Origin of the sequence: Rosistilla ulvae (assembly GCF_007741475.1) — a bacterium.
Taxonomy (GTDB): Bacteria; Planctomycetota; Planctomycetia; order Pirellulales; family Pirellulaceae; genus Rosistilla; species Rosistilla ulvae.
On the sequence record NZ_CP036261.1, the window covers coordinates 1,838,776 to 1,858,588 of the forward strand.

Below are 19,813 nucleotides of genomic sequence, written 5' to 3' on the forward strand. Positions count from 1 at the left end.
AAATCGTCGTGGGACACCGGGGGTGGTCTAAGGCATCTTACAGTATAGGGAATCCCGCTCCCAGGCTTTCCACCGCCGGAAATTCGGCTAGGATTCAGACAACCGCCGCAAAGCGATGAACCGACCTCATGTCGGCTCCACGGCGACCGCAGCGGAAGGTTTCGCCAGCGGCAACGGCCGCGCGGCCTTTCCATTGAACCTCGATCACGACCCGGAATCTATAGAGATGGCAGATCTGCACGAACGCTACAACGAAGTCGAAAAACTGATGGACGCCGGCCAAGATGTCGAAGCGGTCGCGGGACTCAACGAGATCCTGGCCGAAGACGAAACCTTTGTGCTAGCTCACCTGGCGCTCTCGCGTGTCTTGACGCGAACTGGCGACCACGTGCAAGCGATCGTTCATGCGGATCGCGCGTGCGAACTGGAACCGAACGAACCTTTTAATTACACGGCCAAAAGTGTCACCTGCCAACGAGCTTGGGCCGGAACTCAAGAGCAGAAATATATCCAGATGGCTGAAGACGCGATGGCTCAAGCCCACGCGATCCAAGCCAAGCAATAAAAAGTCGCGAGGTCGTGCCCGCTGGCGAAGCCCGATCAGGCAGCTTCGCAGCGACGGATCTGATGGTATGCCAGCAGGACTTCGTACAAGTCTTCGGATACCGAGACCTCGTCCTTACAAAAATCTCGCAGCCAGTTGCGATCGGTCTCCCAAGCGTCGACCAGCAGCGGCACGAGATCGCCTACCGAAACGGTGACGGCTGGCGCCGATGGGAGCGATTCCCGTCGAGGTGCGTGCAACTTCAGCGTATTCTTATCCATCAAGCTTCCTTTGATCCATGTCTTGCCGTCGGGGAGGTCTACCCGAATTCGACCCTCGATGCCAAGAGCCAAATTCCAGCATCAGCCGTATCTATCGGTGGACAAGCCTCGCCGACTTTAACGATTTTGCCGATTGTGCGGCATTCTTTTCTTCGATTCGGTTGTGCGAATCGCCTCCCGGTGCCAGCGGTAGAAAGAGCGTCTGGAGCTGCAAAAAGCGTTGTCGAACCGCGGCTCTGGCAAACGGAACGTCACCGTTCTAAAGCTCCGTAACTCACAAGAATTGTCCGCTCCTCTGCGCCAAATTCACACAAGTCACGTCGGTGGCTGCTGCGACGGGGGCGTTGGTTGAAAGCAATCGCAAGTTGCCGCGTCGGTGGTGGCTCGATTTGTTCCCCCCCCCCCGGTAGCTTCGGTCGCTGCAGAAAGCAGAGAACGCCCGATCGCGTCCCAATTGCAAGCGTTTGGAAATCTCCGATTGATTTTGGACAAAGTTTCAATCTACATAGGAAATGCTCCGATTCAAGCAATACTTGACTAACTTGATAAAGTATGTACTATTGAAGTCTTTGGTACGGCAAACGCCTTTATTGGTCCACGAAACCGTCATCTACCCTATGCCTGAAAACAAGCTAGCGGAACTTTCCGATCGCCCCGCGCTGAAGGTGCTTCGCTCCGACGATTCTCCGGCGGCATCTGCTTTGGAACCACTCGGGGCACTAGCGGCTGATCCGCCATTAGTCCCCGGCGACGAACTGTTTGGCGAATTGGCTGAGCACAGCCAGCGTTTGGAATCCGCCTCGCCGCAGGAGATCCTTGCTTGGGCGGTCGAGCAGTATGCGCCGCGGTTCACGATGGCGACGGCCTTTGGCCCCGAGGGGATGTGCCTGATCCACATGTTTTCCGAAATCGCTCCCCAGACACCGATCTTCAATCTGGAGACCGGGTACCAGTTCAAGGAGACGCTGGCGTTGCGGGAACAGGTTCGCGAGCGGTATGGGATCACGATCGAATACAAATATCCCGAACAGACGGTTGAGGAATACGAAGCGGCCAACGGCGGGCCGGTTTACAAGACCGATACCAATCGCTGCTGCTTCGATCGCAAGATCAAGGTCTTGCACCAAGCGGCTCGCGGAATGCACGCTTGGTCGAGCGCGATTCGCCGCGACCAGTCTCCCGACCGGGCGGAGCATCCGATCGTCGGTTGGGACAAGAAATTCCAGCTCGTCAAAATCAGCCCGCTAGCGAACTGGACCAAGAAGGATGTCTGGGGCTTCATCTCCAAGAACGACATCCCGTACAACCCGCTGCACGACCAAGGGTATCCAAGTGTCGGTTGCTGGCCTTGCACCCGTTCGATCGCCCTGGGCGAAGACGAACGAGCGGGGCGCTGGAGCGGTTCGGCCAAAACCGAATGTGGTTTGCACAGCAGCGACTGAGGTGACGTTGTGAGTTTCTCGATGTCCGCCAAGGCGCACTACGCCTGTCTGGCGATGCTGGAATTAGCGCTTCGTCACGACGAAGACCGCCCTGTGGCGTTGCGTGAGATCACTGCGCGGCACAGCATCCCGCAGCCCTTTTTGGTGCAAATCTTGCAACAATTGAAGGTCGCCGGCTACGTGACAAGCACACGCGGCAGCCAAGGTGGCTATCGATTGTCGGTCGATGCGACCGCGATCTCTCTGTTGGACATCTGCGACGCGATTGGATGTGGGGATTCGGAACAATCACCTGAAAGCACCGACACAACGGCCGAGGCTCAGGTGTTGGGGGCGACATGGCGTTCGGCCAGCAAGGCGTTTCGCGATGTGCTGGCCTCGATCCGCTTAGAAGACCTGGCCAACGATTGTTCTCGCGCCGATGGTGCGATGTTTTATATCTAGCTGTCTCGTTCGCATGGCGCTTCAGACGCGTGCGTTGACAATCGATTCCAACATCAAGGCGATCGGGCGTTTCGGGTGTCGGCGACACCGTCGAAGGTCTGGCGTCTGGCCGCCCGCCTGACGACCGCTTGCGGTTTCCCAAATATTTTCGAAGCGTTGGGGGCCCCAAGCGATCGCCAGGCGGCAAATTGGATCGATGATCGGCTGGTTGGAGGGATGAGGTTGGTGGCGGGTGTTTTTGTTGTTATGTTGGCAGGGAGAATGAGACCAGACAGACGGCCATGTCGCGGGCGAATTGCATCGCCCGCGACATGTGGCTTGGCCGTCCTTCTTTACCATGATGAACCATTAGTTGCTGAACAGTTCGCGAATACCGTAGGTGAAGAAGGTGACGAGGCTGAAGTTGACAGCTTCTTCGCATGGGGTATAGCGTAGGATCAGCGTGTCGCCCGGTTGGATCATCAGCCGTTCGGATTGGTCGTTGAGGGCCCGCTTGAGGTCGACTGCGATATTGAATTCACCGCCACCAGGAGTTCGCCGCATCACGTACAGTTGAGTCGGTGAAGCCCCCGCAAAACCGCCACCCAGAAGTCCGCCGGCAGCGCCTCCACCGCGGGAAGGACCGGTTCCGCCAAGCCCTTGGCCTGCGATCGCCATCGCCCCCATGACATCGAGGTCATAGTCGCGTGGAATTGGAAACTGTCCGCCTGGCAGAAGTCCGCCGGTATAGAAGACTTCGGTGTCGCGAGCCTCGACGACGACGATATCACCCTCTTCCAGAATAATGTCCGCAGGATTCAACTGCGGCATTTGTCCGGGTTGGACTCGCAGTGGAATGCGAATCGCCGATGGATCGTAATCTTGGTTTGGGTTGTATCCCGAAAAACAAGGATCTTGTGGCATGCAGCCACCGCCGATCATGCCCTCTCCCATGTAACTGCCCATCATGATTGGCATTCCATTGGCATCGAGTTGTCCAACACGGTTAGCCTTAAGGATCTTGACTTGGTTCTTGGCGTTCAGGCCAGGCAGGCCACCAGTTTGAGCCAGGGCGTGCATAACGTCGTTCTTGTAGGCGGGAAGGTCGAGGGTGTAGCCCGATCCTGAACGGGAAGCTCCGCCGACGATGCTCCCTTTGCTGCCACCACCGGTACCGCCTGGCAAAGCAAGCGAATCATCTTCGTCTTCGCGAATCACGATCACACGATACGTTCGCTCACGCATCAGCGAGACCAAGATCCGGTCGCGCCCCTCTTTGAGGATTTTCTTATCGACGACATACGCCTTGCGGATTTCGGCTTCGACTTCGGTCAACGTCTTACCGCGAACCTGGATCGGTTCGACCAAGGGGAGTGGCAGAGTGCCGTCGTCGCGAATGGGAATCGGAAATCCGACCGAAGGTGGTAGGTCGCTGCCCGCTTCGGGAAAGTGAACCGGAGGTGCCGATTCGACTGTTTCATCGCCGGATTTAGGGGGCATCACACCTTCGATGTAGATGCCCAAAATGTCCCCTTCGTCGAGAAAGTAGTGCTCGGGGGCTTGTTGACGTAATACGGATAGTGGGACCGGTACCAAATTATTACGGCTTTCTCCTCGCATTTCCGTCGGCAAATGACTGACCGGAATTCCCGACATCGGAGACATCATGGATGTGCAACCGGTTGCTGTTAGCACCAGCAGACTGGCAACAGCCCCCCAACACTTTGAGTGCCGGTAAGTTGATTTTTGTTTGTTCGTGAGGACGCGCATTTGACTACATTCCATTGTGTGGTGTGTTAGTTGAACATCTGTGGGTCGGTTCCTTGCGACCCCACGATTGTGTTGTTGACGGTTGAGTTCGATAGCCTGTGGATATCTCACTTCAGCGGAGAGGGGATCGAAGGACTGCCGTCAGCGATCATTTTCTCGAAGGTTTGTCCGTGATCCTGCCGTGTCGCGTTTACTCGCTAACGCTGTCGGAAGAGGTTTGGCGATAGATCGGGTTCGATTCGTCCTTGACGGATAGTTTGATGGACACAACGTCATGGGAGTCTTGTTCGGACACGTTCGAGCTATTTCGCAAGTTCAGCGAGGTCGCCGTGGCAGGCCAGTTAGGTGCCGCGTCGTTCGCGGGAAATTTGGCCGGACGCACAGAGGTTGGGATCCGTTTGCTGCGGGATACGAACGGGGCATTGTCGGATCGCACCGTCATTTCAGAGTCTCCTGCTTCACGATTCGTAAAGGGCTCCAAATCGGTCGGCTGAGACTTTGCTTGTGTTAGGACTGATGATGAGGCTTCGCCGCGCTCTTGATCGATAACGCAACCTGTTGGACCGCAGCAGCCAGTTGATTCGCAATCTGTCGAGCCGCAACTGGTACAATTAGCCGATTGGTATTGGGCGATCAGATGTGCCGGCAGGTTGGATCTCCACCACAAGTGACAGCCTTGTTGCTTTGCGGCAGCAACGCCCAGTGGGTATCCCTGGAACCACGCTTGGTCTCGACATTGGTTGACCGGTGATCTCAGTGGTCCTGTCAAGCAACATTCATTTTGTGGCGGGAAGACGGGGGGGCAACCATCTTTACCCGAAGCAATATCGACAAAGCCGTCGATAAAGCCGCGCCGGACATCTCGTGCGTTGCTATGGTTTTCGTGGCAGTCCGAATATTTGTAGCTCCATACGCGACGGGCCATCAATTCGGCACGCGTCATGTGTAAACTGCGGTTTAGCGAGCAATCGCAAGATCCGAAGACGCCTTGAACGTTTGCACAACCAGTCAGCGCTGTCGTCAGCAGAACCGCCGACATCGCAAGTACACATTGCTGGGTTGCTCTGCGAGCGACTCGTGGCCGCTGGCGGGGCTGCGCCAGGTTATCGCAATCACCTTTATTCAAATCTCTCATTATTTCCTCCTAGGGAACTCAGCTGCATCGCCGACGCGGTGACAGCCTGCATTGGTAGTGAGCTGTGGTGGTTGCGGTCACTTCGTTTGACCCTCCCCACGGGTGCCACCTATCTGAAATTCCTTGCTGCAGTATTCAGGGGGCGGCGTGGCCTGCTTATTGTTTTCGAGGTTTCGCATAGCGAGGCATAATTTTTCTCGGGGTGTCGGCATTGTCTTCGTCATTGGGAATTCTTTCGCAAACCCCGTGTTTTGCCGTTCGGCCAAGGTTGCGTGGCCGGCTGGATGGTTTCAGTGGGCTGGGTGATTTGTGTCGTTTGCGGTGTTTGCCTATTGTTTCAGGTGTGGGTAATTTGTACACTTGCGCGTTCTATGCGTGCGTTGGCTTTGCTTTACACATCAACAGAGAGGATTGAGAGAGATGAAACGCAGAAAGCTATGTACCGGTTTCTTGGTGGTCGCCTTTTCCGCCCATCAAGCATTTGGGGTGGTTGGAGCTCAGGTTGGCCAGGATGGGGGGGTAGTGTTGCCAGCTGAATCCACGGAATCAGCAGAAGCTATTGGCTTGGGCGAAATTGCCGATGCGGTGAAGGAGTTGCAGGCCGACATCGAAGGCAACGAGAAGCCCTGTGACGAGCTGCTGACGCGGCTCGACGAGCTGGAAACGGATCTGACCAGCGTGGTCGTGACCGAAGGGAATCAAGCGCAGTATGAGCAGTTGGTGGTTCATTCCAACACGATGCGTTCCGGTTTGCCCTGTGCAGGCGAAGAGTTCATTGTTGCGGAAGAGGAGATCATTGTCGGTGAAGAAATCATCGATGGATGTTGCCAGCAACCGACTCTCGGAGGAGCGCCAATCGCGGGAAGTGGCTGTTGTGGTGCCAGCGGCAGCGGTAGCGGCGGCGGCGGATTGGGCGGCGTAGCAGGCCTGGCAGGGCTGGCTGGTTTGGCTGCGATCGGCAGTGGCAGCAGTGGCAAAGGGGGCAGTTATAAAGGCGGCTACCAAGATGACAACGGTCATGGTGGTAAACCTAACCCCCATGTCGTTTCGAAGCGCAAAGGCTACTACTACCAAGGATACGGCTACTAAGTTGGAGTGAAGTGAAGGGGGCGAGCCAAGTGGGGCAGCCTCTTGGGGAATTGCGAATTCCGTGGCATCCGAAGCTCGGCTTGCCACGGAATTTTTCCACATTTATAGGATGCTTTGTGGTTGCTCGAACCGCAGGCCTCCACGCCGCCACTGCACGTGAGCGAGGTTCGCCGTGCTCAAGTGTTTTCATCCATCATGTAGACACCAATGCCACGGAAACTGCGTTCAAATTCGACGATTCGCCAATCCAATTCGCACCGTTCCAAGTCGTGGGCTGTCGTAATCCCTCGTTTTTGCCAAGCGATTGTGCTGGGCGTGCTTTGCTACTCGGCTTGGCGGTATGGCGGCGCAGAGACGGTTGTCCAATGGCAGATCGCCGTTGGGCTGAGCACTGCTGTTGGCTTGGGGCTGATATTTGTGGAGTCTCGCGAAACGACTCCTCCGCCTCGAACGGGCCTCTGTCTCCTTTGTTTTGCATGGCTGCTGTGGGGCGGGTTGCAAGTGGTTCCGTTGCCAGCGGAACTGGCTGCCATCATCTCGCCCGGGGCGGCCGGTACGCGCGCGGCGTTTGATCAAACCTTGGCGGAGCCCGAAGACCAATCCGCCGAGTCTCGCCAGACGCTGCCGCCGGAATCACGAACGATCAGCATCATCCCCGCGGCCAGTCGTCTTCGCTTGAGCGTGAACACGTTGGGGGTAGCGGCATTTGTAATCGGTAGCACGCTGTTTGCTACTTCCAAGGGTCGGCGTTGGTTGTTGATGGGGTTGGCAGCCAACGGCGGTGCAATTGCTGCCTGGTCGATCATTCAACGCGCAACGAACGCATCGCACGTTATCCCCGGAGTGCGAAATGAAGTCTTTACAGGTGCGTTTTCCACGTTTCATTATCGCAACGCGGGAGCGGCCTATCTGTTGATCGGATTGGCTGCTGCGGTCGGTGTGTTGATTTGGACGCTCGTCGACAAACGGCTCTGGTATTTCGGCGGGCTGAAGAAGCAGAAGAGCAACCCACTGTACAGCCACAGCGGGGCTTGGAGCGATCTTTCCGTGGTTGCTTCGGTCGCGCTTCTGTTATTGATTGGTTTTGCGATTTTGCTGTCGATGTCTCGTGGTGCGTGGGCTTGTGCAGTCGTCGGCCTGGGGGTGATCTCGCTCGCCGGGCTAGCCTACGTTGGTTGGCGAGCAATCCTTGCGTTTGTCGTGTGTGCGGTTGCCCTAACTACCGGATGCACCTATTTAGTCGCGCAGCACGAACGTATCGAAACACGTTCGGCAGATCTCACGCTGGACCAAATTACCGCAAATGATCGTTTTGTCCATTTCTGGGCTGGGTTGGATACTGCCCTCCATTATCTTCCCACGGGCTCAGGGATCGGCACCTACGGATACGCTCATCTTCCCTTCAAGCATCGCGACACGCGAGCCTGGTTCGAAAATGCCCACAACCAGTATCTTGAGGTGGTCACCGAAAGCGGCATTGTCGGGATCGCGATCGTCGTGATCGGGATCGTGCTGTTGGCGCGCAGGTCTTGGAGCTTGTTTACACGAAGTAAGGAACCGAGCCGGATCGCAATGGGTGCAGCAGGGTGTGTCGCATTGATTGCTGTTGTTGGTCAAGGTTTTGTCGACTTTGTGATCACCTACCCCGCGAACATGATGGCTGCGGGGCTGTTGCTGGGAGCTGTAAGCGGTTGCGAGCGACGCGTTTCTTCGAAGTCAACTGGGCTCGATTCTGTCCCCTCTCCGAAACCGCGTCTGGGCTTCAGTGTGGTTGCTTCGGGGCCCTTTGCCTGGTTGCTGCTGCTGACCCTTCCCCTGCTCTTCAGCCAATACGTTTTCGGTCGCGAGCTGCACTACGAGCACGTTTTGGCGGTCACAGTGCCCCCAGGCGACGATGTCGTACCAACCCTATCGCAATGCACCGAGAACAGCCAGTTGCTGCACCAACTGACCCAAGAGATGCCGGATCATGCGATCGCTTGGCAGCGTTATGCGTGGTGGCAGACAGCGGAACTGCGGCTTCACATTCTTGCGCGGAAGGTGCAACAGGAACCGTCGACGATCGAATCGTTGCGATATCGCACCCAGTGGATTGCTCAGTCTCCATTGGGTTGGTTCGAGTCGTTTTTGGCCGGGGATCCGCAGCAGCAAGCGGCGCTCCGAAAACGCTTGGCACCCGAAGACGAAGATCGCCGTTTGCTGCGATCCGCCTTCGCGTCGCTATCGCGAGCCAACGAAATGAATCCGTTGATTCCACAAGTGCAACTGAGCTGTGCCACGTTGGCGCCCTGGATCGCAGATGATTGGCGGCCCCACGTCGAACGTTTAACGCAACTGGCCCGCAGCAATCCCGATCAGCTTTATTCTGCTGGACTGCTTTACTTCATGGTCGACGATCAAGAGGCGTCCATTGACGCCTGGAAACGCTATCTAGCGATCGCGTCGCCACGACGCGATACGATCCTTTCGCTGGCATCAAAGAAATGGGAACCGGAAACCGTCGTCGAGCGTCTCTTTCCAGCCAAGGTGGATTTGCTGATTGCGATGAATTTGCGGGCCTTGCGGGAAGAAGCTTTTGCTGGAACCGTCGAACTTTGGCGGCGGCGATGTGAGCAAGTGATCCAGTCCGACGAAACGCTCTCATCAGCGGAACGCCATGCCTGTTACGCACAATTGGCACAACTCGATTCCGATTTCCAATTGGCGGCGGAGCACTGGCAAAACGCATCGAAAGCCGCTCCCTCGAATATCTTCTACCGCCTTCGTCTGGCCACGACTTTTCTGAAGCTGGGCGACGACCGATCTGCCCAGTATCAGACGCTCGCTGCGAGAGCTCTCGGTGCATCGGATCGGCAACTCGATCCAATCCGTGCGGCGATCAAACGCCATCGCGACCGCAAGGCTCCGCGGTAGCCGGACATTTGCAAAAATGTTCGGATGCGGAATCCAATCCGGTTGGTTCGTTCTGTGAACGCGTCCATCGATCGCCTGTGGGACCGCACAAAACCCTTGTGCAGGTTGCACCCGGGACGTGGCGCATTGCGACTGCAAAGTTCTCGACGTGGCGTCAATTGGCGTTGTCTTTAACACTTGATTTCGAATTGTTTCGTATCAATCGAACACATGTTGCACGACGCCAGATACCTGTCATGCAATTGTTCGTAGCTCAATCTAGGGATGCGTGATTTTGCAGTTGCATTCACCTGTGCCACGCGGAGAGTGTCGACGGGACACACGCCGATAAAAGCAGTGCTCTTTCGCGGAAGATCGCGAAAACCGTTTGTCTACCAACGACATTGCTTTTTTTGCATTTCGCGAATGCACGATAGCACAGAAAGTGTAGTTCGCTGAGCTCTTGGTAATGGCGACTCATTGACCAGTGGGTGCATTTGTTGGGTGTTGCTTGCGCAATAACGATAAGGCGTCAATGGGGGAACCGTGAGAGGAGAATGGAGGCGTGAAAATTTCTCCTAAAAAAGCAAAGTTTACCGATGCTTGCTGCTTGTGTATTTGGCCTTGCTTGCCTAGTATACCTACTCAAGCGGTGGGGCCTGTTATCGAGCCTTTCGACGCTTGGAATAAATCTCAGTTCTGGTGGCAGAACCATCGGTCCCAAGGGAATCAGTTTCCATGGGGGCGTTCGGTATTTTTGCTGTTGATACAGCTGCGGGGTTAGGTCACCCAAAGGAACGAAGTGCGCGCCGACGCAACTCGTTCGACATTCTTGTCACCGCAATGAGTTTCGCTCGACTCATTTGCAAAGCCATTCAGTCCGGCATGGCTCAACGTTTCGTTACCTTGTTGCTGAAACCAAATCGAATATGAATGAATCAGAAACTCATCGGATCGCGGAGCAGGACAGTTTTGAAATCGACATTCTGCGATTGCTTCGTCGTCGCTGGCCACTGCTCCTGTTTGGTCTGCTGGTAGGAGTGGGCGTCGCCGTTGCCTATCAAATGAATGCCAGAGTCAGCTATGAATCCAATATGGAAATCCTGATTGCTCTGCGCTCTTCGGAGTTGACGAACAGTGGGACGTCAAGCGATGGCGGAATCGACAGTACCGTACTTCACTCCGACATGCTTGCAACGCATATCGAGTTACTGACAAGTCCTTTGATCTTGAACGACGCAATCAAGGTGGGACGGTTCGACGAACTGGAGTCGTATATCGAGGCAAGACGGGAGGGAACTTCGGCGCTTTCCTTGCTCCAAAAGAATCTGCTCGTTGAACGAGGAGGCGAAGGAGATGCCCGTGGAGCCAGTGTTTTAAACGCATCCTATCGAAACCCCAACCCGGCGGATGCGGAACATGTCTTGACAGTTGTCTACGAGCGGTATTGCCATTATGTAGAGTCTCAGACCAGGAACGTTGGCGAAGAGGCGGCATCTTTGATCCAACAGGCGCAACAGACCAATGAAACGGAACTCCGTCAGGCCACGCAGGAGTATACACGTTTCGTCGCTACCTCGGCGGGACTGCTCGATGGTGAGGAACTCCGCAGTGTTCCACACGAACGCTTGAAAGGGATTGAGCAAGAGCTCGCCGAGATTCGCTCGCAGCTCGCCTACGCCAAGTCACGCTATGAAATGATCGACGACCTCGAAGGGGCGAAGCAAGAGGGCGAGCCCACCGATATCGAACGGCTTGCATTGCTGAGTGCCAAGGAGATCGATCGGTTAAAATTGTTTATCGAAGTGACAAAAGGGGAAGTCGATAGTCAACAGTTCCAGATCGATCAACCTATGCGGTCAGCCGCCCTTGACGCGGAATATGAAAAGGTGCTCAGCTTGATTCTCCGTGAGCAGGCTTTGACAGCCGATTTTGGTGACGATCACCCACTTGTCCAACGCGTCCGCGACGAGGTTGCCTCGGTCAAACGATTTATTCGCGAGAAAGCACCGGGTGATTTGGAGGCCTTGGAATCAAAAGAGATGAAGCCAGCGCAAATATTAGAAGCTTATTCCTCGTTGCTCGCGAATGACATCAACGAACTCACCAAGCGACAACAGCATCTTGTGGAGGAAGCAAAGACCGAACGCGTGCTGGCGAAAGAAGTCGAGTCGGAATATCTCGAAGGCAAGGCGCTAAAGGCACGGATGGTTCGAGCTCAACAGCGCTATGACGAAGTTATGGAACGCCTGCAAGAAATACAATTAACGACAAACTACGCCGGCTTTTCAACCGACCTCTTGTCCGCTCCTGTTGTCGGAACCCAAGTCTGGCCCAATCCGCTGGTTGTGCTTTCGCTGGGCAGTTTCGCTGGGCTATTGCTTGGTTCTTGTGGCGCCCTGTGGGCCGACTATTCCGATCAAACTTTTCGCGATCCGGGCGATCTAGAGCGTTCTTTGGGGGCCAGCGTGCTCGCTCATGTTCCTCGATTCCAGATCACTCGCAAAGAAAAGAAGGCGGCAAAACAATCGAAGCTGTCACCCTTGTGTCGAACCGTATTTGCCCCGCACAGTACCGAGGCGGAGGTCTTGCGGATGGCTCGCACGGGCCTGTTTGTACACACCGGCCGCTCTCTCGACAAAGTCATGCTGGTTACGAGCCCGATGCCGGGGGATGGTAAGTCGACGATGATTGTCAATCTCGCCGCCGCGATCGCTAAAGCGGGAAAAAGTGTGTTGTTGGTCGATGCCGACCTGCGGCGCCCAACACTGCACAAGTTGCTGGGAGTCGAAGCCTCCATGGGACTCGCCGAATATTTACGCGGCGACGGCGACCTGGAAAGTGCGACGGTGCAAACCGAAGTCGCCGGACTCGATTTTATCTCCCACGGACATCACCCCAGCGATCCGGCTGAATTACTAGAGTCATTTGGCATGGAGCGATTGATTGCCGAAGCGAGACAAGAGTATGACTATGTATTCATCGATACTCCACCTTTGCTGGCCGTCGCCGACCCGTTGATTATCGCCGCACAGGTCGATTCCGCACTGTTGGTCGTCCGTGTTCAAAAGAATGGCAGACGGCCTGTAGAACGGTCACGCGAGTTGCTAGTGTCGAGCAAAGTCAATGTTGCGGGCATCATAGTCAACGGTGCCGAACGCGGGGACAAGAATTTTGGATATGGCGAATACGTGCAGCCTTACGAATACGGCTACGCCACAAAGTACACCAAGTCGTACTCTTCTCGAGACACTGAAGAATTAGCGACGGCAAGTCGCTAGACCTTTCATGACGGGGCTGCCGGCTCGTTCGGGACAGATTCGCGTCGATGATCTCAATTCTTTGAAGACCATCGATTAGAGCCGGCAACCAAGCGTCGCTTTCAACTGCTCTTTGATCAACTATACGGCAAGAGTACTGTGAATACCGAATTAGCAACAACCTCTATTTCCGAAGTCGATCGCGGTCCTTTCGGGGCACGTGACCTTTGGGCTGGTTTCTTTCCTGTTCTGGCGAAGCTCCGGTTTTGGATTCTGCTGACGGCGCACGTGTCGATATTTTTCGCCACCTGTTTTGTCGCGTTCGCCATTCGCTTCGAGTTTCGGCTCAACGAAAATGCAATTCAATTGTTTCAGCAGTGCCTGTTCCCGCTACTTCTAGTAAAGCTAATCACGTTTTATCTGTTCCGTAGTTTTCACGGTTGGTGGCGATACGTTACCTTCTCCGACTTGCGATCGCTTGGAAAAGCGACCCTCGTTTCATTTGTCTTGGTGTCGATCATCGACCACTTCTTTCTCTCGCTCCAGATACCACGCTCCGTCTTGATCATCGATTCGATGTTGACGATCCTTGCTCTCGGAACCGTTCGTTCCAGCTGGCGTCTGTTGCATGAAGAAGTTCGGCCGATTGTCGATGGAACACCTCGCAAGCGAACAGTTGTCATCGGCACCAGCGACACGGCGCTCCGGTTGGCAAACCAATTGCGATCGCAACCGCGACTAGGGTTTGTGATCGTGGGGATTGCGTCGGTTGATCGGATGTCGGGATCGAGATGGTTGTCCAGTCTTCCCGTGCTTGGTGATCTAAATGCACTCCCTTCATTGGTCTCCGCCTATCGGGTTCAAGAGTTGCTGGTTCCGGCGGGGGAATTGACCGGACAGCAAATGCGTGAACTGACCCAAAGCCTGGAAGCGAGTGGGCGAAAATTGCACGTGATACCGCGGATGGAAGACGTTTTTTCGGGTGACGGCAAGATTCCACTTCGCGACGTCGATATCAACGACCTTCTTCGCCGTGATCCTGTTGTCTTGGATAATCTGGCGATCGGAGAAATTATCAACGACCGTCGCGTGCTGGTGACCGGTGCGGGAGGGAGCATCGGATCAGAGATCTCGCGTCAAGTGCTTGGCGCCGGGCCCGCCGAATTGATTCTGTTGGGACGCGGGGAAAATCGAATTTTCGAGATCGAGCAAGAATTGAAGCAACGACAGTGCGAGATCAAGATCGTGCCCGTGATTGCCGACATCACCGACGTTCCGCGGATGCGTCAGGTCTTCGAAAAATTTCGCCCCGAGATCATCTTTCATGCCGCAGCTCACAAACATGTGCCATTGATGGAAGCCAATGTTGGCGAAGCGATCAAGAACAACATTATCGGGACACGTGGTCTCGCCGATCTCGCCGACGAATATGATGTTCGCAAGTTTGTCTTGATCTCGACAGATAAAGCTGTCAATCCAACCAGCGTGATGGGCACCTCGAAGCACCTTGCGGAGCGATATGTCAACGCCCTCTCAAAGTCATCGGACACCAAATTCATCGTCGTTCGTTTCGGCAACGTCTTGGGCTCCAACGGTAGCGTGGTTCCCACCTTCCGGCGGCAAATTGAAAACGGAGGCCCGATCACCGTCACCGATCCAAGGATGCGACGCTTCTTCATGACGATCCCCGAAGCATCGCGATTGGTTCTGCAAGCGGCCGCGATGGGCAATGGTGGCGAAATTTTTGTTCTCGACATGGGGGAACCTATCAAGATCGTCGATCTCGCCAAAGATATGATCCGTTTGTCAGGCTTGCCCGAGGAAGCGATTGAGATTGTGTTCAGTGGAAAACGACCAGGAGAAAAGCTCTATGAAGAGCTTTACTTCAGCGACGAAGAAAGTCTCCCCACATCGCACCCCAAACTCCGCGCCTCCCAGCACCGATCACATGGATTAACTGAGGCAAACGCATCCGTTGAGATGTTACTGAATGAATGTGACGAAGAGCAAATTAAATGCATTCTGGAACAATTGGTTCCTGAGTATGCAGTCGCGAATCGCGCTCGGTTCGCCCAAGAAATAGCGATAGCCAAAAACTCGCCGATGACACATTGAAAATCTAAGCGACTGTCGCATGAACGCCAAAGCAAAGTGACACACATCTCCTTTTACAACAAGACAATTGACAACAAAGGGTAACGAAAAGACGTTAATGTGCTCTAGGGAAGCGATTCAACAAATCGTTCGCGCAATGCTAAAGCCCGCAAATAGAGCGACGCCTGAGCGATGGCGTACCAGCTTGCAAATAGTTAGACGATTACATCTGTTTCGGAGCAAGGGCATTATATACATACATATACCAAAGGCGGGAGGATCAAGTGTTAATGAAGCAATATACGGTCGTTTCATGGGGCATTACACAATCCAGCAAGTGCATCGAATCGCTTCATCTAAAACCCGCTCCCTCCCTTCGTTCTCGCTGACAAGGAACCCGTGGGCTCGCCTATTTTCCGCTTACCGTTTTGCCATTGCAGGTCGCGGAACTGGTGGAACCGTCACGGCGGGAATACGGCATCCCAAACGCTACCAAAAAAAAGAATTCGGCACTTTCGATAGCTTTATCTTTGACTGGTTGCGCAAACGCAACATCAACAAACTCGATGGCGTGTTCCGTTTGCAATCAAACTATGTATGCGACAATAAAGGGCGAGTCATGGTTGACCATCTAGGACGTCTGGAAGACTTGGACACAACCTACATTTGGCTTGCGAAATACCTTGGTGCGTCCTTGGAATTCCCGCACAGCAACCGATCGGGAACAGAAGTCAACTATCGCGAACACTACAACAGCGAAACAGCCCGGATCGTTGGCGACATTTATGCCGAGGATGTTGAGCGTTTCAGGTACAAGTTCTAAATTGCATGGAGATCCTTTGAACAGTGAAATTCACTACACTTCAGAACATTGCACGCAATACCACAAAGCCTCTAATGCTTCCTGAGATGTTGCGCAAGCTTAAAAATCGCGTGACTCATCGACCCGACACCAACGCAATTGCAGCCTATCGCGATCACTGCACGACCCACTCCACGGATGCCAACGAGTGGGCAAGCCAAATCGATGCAGACATTTGGAAGGAATCGCTAGAATTCGCCCAATCTCAAAGGTCACTGGCTGATCGCGTGCTCCAGCAGATTCCGGTAAAGCTTGGCGGCGGCGGGTTCTATGCTTTACTGTATTTTATCACTCGAATTGCACGTCCAACCACCATTGTTGAAACAGGGGTTGCCGCGGGCTTCAGTTCGCGGGCTTTCCTTAAATCAATCGAAGTCAATGACCACGGCCGACTGATAAGCAGTGATTTTCCATACATTCGCTTCGACAATCCTGAACGGTATATTGGCGTTCTTGTGGAGCCAGAGATTCGATGCAATTGGACACTGTTAATTGGTTGTGACCGTCGGAATCTTCCCTTGATCGCCGAAGAGGCTGGCGAAATCGACCTGCTGCACTATGACTCCGATAAAACGGTCGAAGGACGCAATTTTGCATTGCAAAGTTTAGAAAAAAACATAACTTCATCAACAATCGTGGTGTTCGACGATATTCAAGACAATTTACACTTCCGGGACTATGTCGCGGCATCCAATCGCGAGCATTTAATTTTTGAATTTCTTGGGAAATACATCGGGTTTGTGCCTCCGCTTCACAGTACAAAATGGAATCGAAAATGATCGAGAAAACCTCACTCGCATCACTGGCGGCGAAACACCACAGTGACAAAGGACTTGCCGGCCCCACCCCTAGGTGGAACGGAAACAACTATGTCGATATCTATGAGGCGTATTTGCGCGACCGGAGATTAGACCCGATTGTGATGCTGGAGATCGGCATTGGGGTTACCGGTCCATATTGGCGCGCCGATATCGCACAAGCGGCAAATTGCGGTGGAGGTGCATCGGTGAAAATGTGGCAAGACTATTTTGCGAGTGGAATGATCTACGCTATGGACATAAATCCGGCGCAGCATCTCGATACTGATCGCATCAAAACATTTGTTGTAGATCAGGGATCACGACAAGAACTCAATTCGTTTAAAAAACAGATGGCAGGCGTACGGTTCGACTTCATTATTGATGATGGCAGTCATCGTGGCGATCACCAGCAATGTTCAATGGAATTGTTGTGGCCGACGCTCAAGAGCAACGGGCTGTATATTATCGAAGATTTGAACGACTATGGGTTCGGAGAGCAAACGGATGGTAGGCATGGTTCCTCTGACTGTGTTTCAACAAGGCGTTTGTTTCGCGAATACTTAAGGACGGGGTCGATCCTTACTCCAAATGGATTCGATGATACTTCCTTTTTCAGTCAAATTGAAGATGCTTGTTTTCATAGCCCACGTCCGAAGCTCGACTTTTCAATGATTGGTCGAGAAGCGGTGAGGTGCGTTCTGGGACGTGCCAAGAAGGGTGTAGGTCAAACGAAGTTTTCGGAAGGAAGCCACAAGATGTTGGTTTTGACGAAGCGATAGTGCGGATTTCGATTGCATTCGCGAAACGAGGGCTATCGCTCGCCTCGTTACCGTTTACCATTCTATTTATAGCATGGAATTTTTCGCCTCAGGCCCGTGACGAATTTGTCAACCTGTTTGCGATGACGTCGATGTTAGCTTTGCTATGTCGCTTTGGCGCTGACGAATTCTTGTATAGCACAATAACGGCTCAAGACACAGAATTCAGCCGCGCGATTTCGCATTCACATGCTACCTTACTACTAAGCTTCGGGCTTTTGGCTTGTGCAATCATCGCTTGGCTGGGAATCCGCCAGCCCAGAGACCATGACACGATACTTGCGGTTATCTCGACGACCGTTGCGCTTATCTTGTTACAGAACCGTGCGACTGCGTTTCAGATCAGAGGTCGGACCTTTGCCTCCAGCGTTACATTCCCCGGTGCATTTTTGTTAGTGGTTGTGATCGCTATCGCCGCTGGGGTAGATCTTAAGCATGCGTTTTTCTTGGCAGCACTGATTTCAATCATTGTGACGCTGCCACTGGTCGCGAAGGAAGGAAGCAATTGCGAAAAAAGGGAGCAGATTTCCCCTCGAAAGCTTATAGCACAAATGGTTCCATATGCCGCGATAAACACTAATAAAGTGTGCTTTGCTTGGGGCGCAAGCATGTACGTTGTCACGATCCTTGACGCCGCAGCGCTTTCGACATTTGTGGTCGCATCAAGGCTGTCGGCAATGTTCAGCCTACCGGCAAACTGTTTGAATGCGTATGTATTACGCGAACTTACGATGAATCAAAGTGCCGGCGAAAGTGTAGCAAACTACCGATTAATGACCAGCGTCATTCGTTTGAGTATCGCAATTCAATTACTTATCTTGTTAATTTACTTATGCACCTTTCCAATTATTGCGGGCGCATTCAGGGTTGATCCCATTGCACTCCTTGTTGTGATGACTCCGCTTTGCGTTGCACAAATTTTTCACGGTCTAAGTGGCCCAGCGGGAGCGTTTCTCTTGGTTCACGGGCAACAACACGTGGTGGCAACAATCAGTATCGTCGTCGCAATGTTTGCCTTTGCTTTTGGATACTTAGGCGCTGCCAACTTTGGCCTAATTGGACTCGGAATCGCGACGGGAGCAATGTTGGTAATTCAGAACATTGCCTTTATGGTTGTAATGTTCCGTTGCCACGGTAATCTGCCACTCTCAGGATTCCTTGGGATCAATAGCTGCGCAAGTCGCAGCTCTATTCGCGTGCGGTTATGAAAAAGCTAAGGGTCTTACATGTCATTACATGGTTAAACCATGGTGGTGTTGAAACTTGGCTACTAAGGCACCTTAGAAGCATTCAACAGACAAAACGTTGGCATGTTGATATCTTGTGTCGCGGAAAAGAACGCGGGTGCCTTGCGAACAATGCCGAGCGCTTTGGTGCGAAAGTCGACTGGATTTCAATGCGACTTGCCACGCGTGGGAACGCCAAAAAGCTCGCGCGCCATATCCAGTCTGGCGGATATAACGTCGTCCATGGACACCTCAATTCACACAACTCGGTTGTTGCTCGAGCGGCAAAACTCGCAAATATTCCCTCCATTGTCATGTTTCACAACGAACGCATGATCGCGCAGGCGGATCGTTCTACGGCCTCATGGAAACGTTGGTTGGCACAGGAGTACGTCCGTCGCAGCGTTGTCTACACTCTGCGTAACGCGACGACAGTCGCCCCGGTTTCACACGCCGTGGCACAGGTCCTTAGCAACTACCACGCCGTACCAAGTGAGCGCATGCAAGTTGCATATTTGGGTACCGAGCCAGCTTCGAAAATCACTGAGCAAGAAATTCGCTCGATACGAGAAAAAGTATTTCGATGCCCGGCGGATGGGAAGGTTATCCTTCATGTTGGCTCGTTTTCGGAGCAAAAAAACCATGTCGGCCTGCTAACTGCGTTTGAGCGACTTCGAGAACAAGGCACAAATGCGATTTTGGCGCTCGTTGGTGGAGGCAAACTGTATTTAGAAATTCAAGCCCGCATCGAATCCAGTACCGCCCGACCATACATACGGTGCTTGGGGACGCGAGACGATGTCGAACGATTGATGCAGTCGGCCGATTGCTTCTTCTTGCCGTCTCACCACGAGGGTTTGCCTATCGTGCTGATGGAGGCATTCGCGGCCGGATTGCCAGTGGTCGCTTCAGATATCCCCAGCATCCGAGAAGCCTTTGCCAATCCATCTGCGGCGGCCATTGCCGCACCTTGCAACCATGCGGCCTTTGCATTGCTGCTTCGCAACGTCCTAACAAACTCAGATCACTCCGCCAAGATGCGGACAGACGGAATCGAGCGATTCGCGAATCTTTTTAGCATCGACGCATCGAATAAACGGATGGAAGATTTATATCATCAAGCACTAGAGAGTCACTTGTGCCGAAGACACACCCAATAACGCGCACCATAAGTTTA

General features: G+C 53.6%; 14 protein-coding genes. 12 read left to right on the forward strand and 2 right to left on the reverse strand.

Annotation, left to right across the window (positions count from 1 at the left end):
* The first annotated feature begins 115 nt into the window (after positions 1-115).
* A complete protein-coding gene (locus EC9_RS06665; RefSeq protein ID WP_246105993.1) occupies positions 116-565 on the forward strand; it encodes a scaffolding protein in 450 nt (149 codons plus the stop codon).
* Positions 566-600: 35 nt separating this feature from the next.
* Here the strand turns inward: EC9_RS06665 and EC9_RS06670 are convergent, their stop codons facing one another.
* Positions 601-825: a hypothetical protein gene (locus EC9_RS06670; protein ID WP_145343422.1), complete on the reverse strand. Its 225-nt coding sequence runs from the start codon at positions 823-825 to the stop codon at positions 601-603.
* A 617-nt stretch (positions 826-1,442) separates the two neighbouring features.
* Here EC9_RS06670 and EC9_RS06675 point away from each other — a divergent pair.
* Positions 1,443-2,267: a phosphoadenylyl-sulfate reductase gene (locus tag EC9_RS06675; protein WP_145349032.1), complete on the forward strand. Its 825-nt coding sequence runs from the start codon at positions 1,443-1,445 to the stop codon at positions 2,265-2,267.
* 9 nt (positions 2,268-2,276) lie between these two features.
* Complete coding sequence (locus EC9_RS06680; protein WP_246105994.1) at positions 2,277-2,711, forward strand: RrF2 family transcriptional regulator; 435 nt, start codon at positions 2,277-2,279, stop codon at positions 2,709-2,711.
* A gap of 348 nt (positions 2,712-3,059) precedes the next feature.
* Here EC9_RS06680 and EC9_RS06685 read toward each other — a convergent pair whose 3' ends face one another.
* On the reverse strand, positions 3,060-4,358 hold the full coding sequence (locus EC9_RS06685) for a polysaccharide biosynthesis/export family protein (RefSeq protein ID WP_246105995.1): 1,299 nt from the start codon (positions 4,356-4,358) through the stop codon (positions 3,060-3,062).
* A gap of 1,657 nt (positions 4,359-6,015) precedes the next feature.
* Between EC9_RS06685 and EC9_RS06695 the strand changes: the two genes are divergently transcribed.
* From EC9_RS06695 to EC9_RS06735, 9 genes are all read left to right on the forward strand, one after another.
* Positions 6,016-6,684, forward strand: coding sequence for a hypothetical protein (locus EC9_RS06695; protein WP_145343426.1), 669 nt, complete (start codon positions 6,016-6,018; stop codon positions 6,682-6,684).
* Between the two features lie 207 nt (positions 6,685-6,891).
* Positions 6,892-9,597, forward strand: coding sequence for an O-antigen ligase family protein (locus EC9_RS06700; RefSeq protein ID WP_145343428.1), 2,706 nt, complete (start codon positions 6,892-6,894; stop codon positions 9,595-9,597).
* A gap of 908 nt (positions 9,598-10,505) precedes the next feature.
* Positions 10,506-12,857, forward strand: coding sequence for a polysaccharide biosynthesis tyrosine autokinase (locus EC9_RS06705; RefSeq protein WP_145343430.1), 2,352 nt, complete (start codon positions 10,506-10,508; stop codon positions 12,855-12,857).
* Between the two features lie 267 nt (positions 12,858-13,124).
* Positions 13,125-14,951 (forward strand): polysaccharide biosynthesis protein, encoded by a 1,827-nt coding sequence (locus EC9_RS06710; RefSeq protein WP_145343432.1) that lies wholly within the window; start codon positions 13,125-13,127, stop codon positions 14,949-14,951.
* 136 nt (positions 14,952-15,087) lie between these two features.
* Positions 15,088-15,753 carry a sulfotransferase family 2 domain-containing protein gene (locus EC9_RS06715; protein ID WP_246106127.1) on the forward strand — a complete coding sequence of 222 codons (666 nt, stop codon included), beginning with the start codon at positions 15,088-15,090 and terminating at the stop codon, positions 15,751-15,753.
* 74 nt (positions 15,754-15,827) lie between these two features.
* A complete protein-coding gene (locus EC9_RS06720) occupies positions 15,828-16,571 on the forward strand; it encodes a class I SAM-dependent methyltransferase (RefSeq protein WP_218934638.1) in 744 nt (247 codons plus the stop codon).
* Complete coding sequence (locus EC9_RS06725) at positions 16,568-17,371, forward strand: class I SAM-dependent methyltransferase (protein ID WP_145343438.1); 804 nt, start codon at positions 16,568-16,570, stop codon at positions 17,369-17,371. The genes EC9_RS06720 and EC9_RS06725 overlap by 4 nt, the downstream gene beginning before the upstream one ends.
* A gap of 131 nt (positions 17,372-17,502) precedes the next feature.
* Positions 17,503-18,618, forward strand: a complete 1,116-nt coding sequence (locus EC9_RS06730) for a polysaccharide biosynthesis protein (RefSeq protein ID WP_218934639.1) — start codon at positions 17,503-17,505, stop codon at positions 18,616-18,618.
* Positions 18,615-19,796, forward strand: coding sequence for a glycosyltransferase (locus tag EC9_RS06735; protein WP_145343443.1), 1,182 nt, complete (start codon positions 18,615-18,617; stop codon positions 19,794-19,796). Before EC9_RS06730 ends, EC9_RS06735 begins: the two co-directional genes overlap by 4 nt.
* The last annotated feature ends 17 nt before the right edge of the window (positions 19,797-19,813 follow it).